Raw genomic sequence first — 2,988 nt, 5'->3', positions numbered from 1 at the left:
GCGCGCCACGAAATCGCTTCCTCATCGACCCGCCGGACGGCGCTTCCAATCACTGAGGTCTAAAGCGCTTTCGTAATGGTGGTCTCGCCGGAAGCCGAAGGCCTGCGACGCTTCCGCAGCCGCGACGATGGCGCGCCTACCGGTCGTCCGCGTCCGCAGCCGAGGGCGCCTGGTCCAGTTCGGCGCTCTCGGTGTAATCGGTCGGGGTTGTTCGCTTCCGCTGCGTCCCTTCGCCCAAATCCAAGCAAGTCCGGTCTGAGCGGCGCTGGCCGCGTCATTGTGCTACCCTGCGACGTTCGCGGGGAGGCCTATGGTCGAAACCAGGAAACTCGCGGCGATCCTGGCCGCTGATGTCGTCGGATTCAGCCGGATGACCCGCGCGGATGAAGACGGCACGCTGGCGCGGCTGCGGACCTTGCGCCAAGAGCTTATCGATCCCACCGTCTCTGCGAACAACGGCCGCGTCTTCAAGCGCACCGGGGACGGAGTCCTGGTCGAGTTCCGCAGCGTGGTCGACGCGGTCCGATGCGCTATCGAAGTGCAGAAGGCCATGACCTCGCGCAACGTCGGCGAGCCCGACGACCGCCGGATCGAATTCCGTGTCGGCGTTCATCTTGGCGACGTCGTCGAGGAAAGCGACGGCGATCTGATGGGCGATGGCGTCAATATCGCCGCGCGGCTGGAAGGCGTCGCCGAGCCCGGAGGCGTCTGGCTCTCGTCCGCCGCCTATGAACAGGTGCGCGACAAGCTGCGGGAGACCTTTATCGACCTGGGCGAGGAAAGCCTGAAGAACATCGCGCGCGCGATGCGAGTCTACGCGTTCCTGCCCGAGGGCGGGCCGGCGCCGTCACCGCGGCCGGCGGAGCAGGGACGGTCACTGCGACCGAGGCTCTCGATCGTCGTTCTGCCGTTCGCCAATTTCGGCGGCAATCCCGACCAGGACTATTTCGTCGATGGCGTGACCGAGAGCCTGACCACAGATCTCTCTCGTATCCGCGGCTCCTTCGTGATCGCCCGGAATACGGCGTTCTCCTATAAGGGAAAGCGCTTCGACGTGAAGACGATCGGCCGGGAGCTGAACGTGCGCTACGCGCTCGAGGGAAGCGTTCAGCGCAGCGGCAGCCGGATGCGCATCAACGTAGAATTCATCGACGCCGAAAGCGGCAATCATCTCTGGGCCGAACGTTTCGACAAGCCCATGGCCGACCTCCTCGACATGCAAGACGAGATCGTCGGGCGTCTTGCCGACCAAATCGGAGCGCACCTGACCGTGGCCGAGGCGCAGCGCGCGGCGCGCAGCGTAAATCCCGATTCCATGGACCTCTATTTTCAGGGAAGGCTCTGGCTCAACAAGGGCGTCTCCTACGAGACGTTGACTCGGGCGCGCGGTTATTTCGAGCGCGCCGCGGCGCTCGATCCCGACAATCTCGCTGCAATCCACGGAACGGCAATCGTCGACACCCTGGCCGTGACTACCTACGCGATCGATGAGCCGGCTATGCGCATGAACTCGGCCCACGCGACGCTGACACAGTTGCTGTTGCGGGAGCCGAACAACGCCAGATTCCGCTTCCTTGGGCCTACTCCTGGTCTGGACCAATCGCTCCACGCAGGGGCTCGCTGAACTGGAGCGAACGTTGGCGCTGGACCCGAATCTCGCGACGGCGCACGCGCAGATCGGCAGCGCCAAATTGCTTCTCGGCCGCGCGGAGGAGACTGAGGCCCATGTTCTCGAGGCGCTGCGGTTAAGCCCAAGGGACACGGCCGCCTTCGGCTGGACGGCAGTGGTGGGGAGCGCCAAAATGTGTCTGGACGCGGAGGAAGAAGGCGTGGCCTGGTATCGTCGCTCCATCGAAATCAATGGGGGGTACCATTTCGCACATTTCAGCCTCGGCGCCGCTCTCGCGATCCTCGGCAGATTGGAGGAAGCACGCCGCGAGACTCAAGCAGGCCTCGCCCTCGATCCCAAATTCACCATCCGCCGATACCGCGCCGCTGCGCCGAGCGATAACCCGGGCTACGTGAAGATGCGCGAGCGGATTATCGAAGGCATGCGCAAAGCAGGTGTTCCCGAAGTCTGAAACTGCAAGGCTGGGCTGTCCGCGATGCGACGCCCGGCAGTAGTTGCCCCAGTTTCGTCTGTTATGGCGGTCGCACGCAGCGGGCTCGGAGATAAGGAAGAAACGCTTTCATGGCACAGATGATGTCGGGAGGGTGTGCTTGCAGGGCGATCCGCTATGAATGCGAGGCCGATCCCGTCTTCATGCTGAACTGCCACTGCCGCGATTGCCAAAAGGCGAATGGCAGCGCCTTTGCGGCTATCCTGGCGGTCCCCGTGGCCGCGGTTCGGCTCAGCGGCGAAACGCGCTATTACCGCGTTGTTGGGGACAGCGGTCATCCGGTCGACCGCGGCTTTTGCCAGGCGTGCGGTAGCCAAGTGACGATCAAAATCGGGCGAAGGCCCGATGTTCTGGGGTTGCAAGCGGGTTGTCTGGACGATCCCTCGGTCTATAGACCGACCAAGGACCTTTTCACGTCGAGCGCGCAGTCCTGGGATCCCATGGACCGGACTCTCAAGAAGGACCCGAAGGACCCGTAACTGAAGTTTTCGGAGGATGAGCGCGAGCCGCACTGAAGCGCCTACAAGCGCTCAAGCCGTACACAGTCGACCTTTCCGCTCAGCCACTGAACCGCTCTACGTCGCGTGCGGTCGCCGCGCGAGGCCGCTGTCAGGTCCCTTCCCTCCCGCACACAGAGACATACTCATCATGCGCCGGGAGCCGTCTCGCGCGAAAGAGTCCGGGCTCCTCTGGCCTCAAAAGAGACGACGGGGTCAGTCCAGGCCCCGCGTTTGCGCCGACGCTTCCGCAGGCGCGACGACGGCGCGCCTACTGGTCGTCCGCGTCCGCAGCCGAGGGCGCCTGGTCCAGTTCGGCGCTCTCGGTGTAATCGGTCGGGGTCGGCTTGATCGCGATGTGGGCGCTCTCG

3 protein-coding genes are annotated in these 2,988 nt (G+C 64.2%); all 3 read left to right on the top strand.

Going from position 1 to position 2,988, the window contains the following annotated elements; genetic code table 11:
• Positions 1 to 310 precede the first annotated feature (310 nt).
• The 3 genes from ACLP25_RS13125 to ACLP25_RS13115 all read left to right on the top strand — a co-directional run bounded on the left by ACLP25_RS13125 (position 311) and on the right by ACLP25_RS13115 (position 2,599).
• A complete protein-coding gene (locus ACLP25_RS13125; RefSeq protein ID WP_442469633.1) occupies positions 311 to 1,624 on the top strand; it encodes an adenylate/guanylate cyclase domain-containing protein in 1,314 nt (437 codons plus the stop codon).
• A 13-nt stretch (positions 1,625 to 1,637) separates the two neighbouring features.
• Positions 1,638 to 2,081, top strand: coding sequence for a tetratricopeptide repeat protein (locus ACLP25_RS13120; RefSeq protein ID WP_442469632.1), 444 nt, complete (start codon positions 1,638 to 1,640; stop codon positions 2,079 to 2,081).
• 110 nt (positions 2,082 to 2,191) lie between these two features.
• Complete coding sequence (locus tag ACLP25_RS13115; protein WP_442469631.1) at positions 2,192 to 2,599, top strand: GFA family protein; 408 nt, start codon at positions 2,192 to 2,194, stop codon at positions 2,597 to 2,599.
• The last annotated feature ends 389 nt before the right edge of the window (positions 2,600 to 2,988 follow it).

Source organism: Roseiarcus sp. (genome assembly GCF_052145395.1).
Classification (GTDB): Bacteria; Pseudomonadota; Alphaproteobacteria; order Rhizobiales; family Beijerinckiaceae; genus Roseiarcus.
Note: the sequence above shows the minus strand (reverse complement) of the source record. Positions and strands in the feature narration are given on the sequence as shown.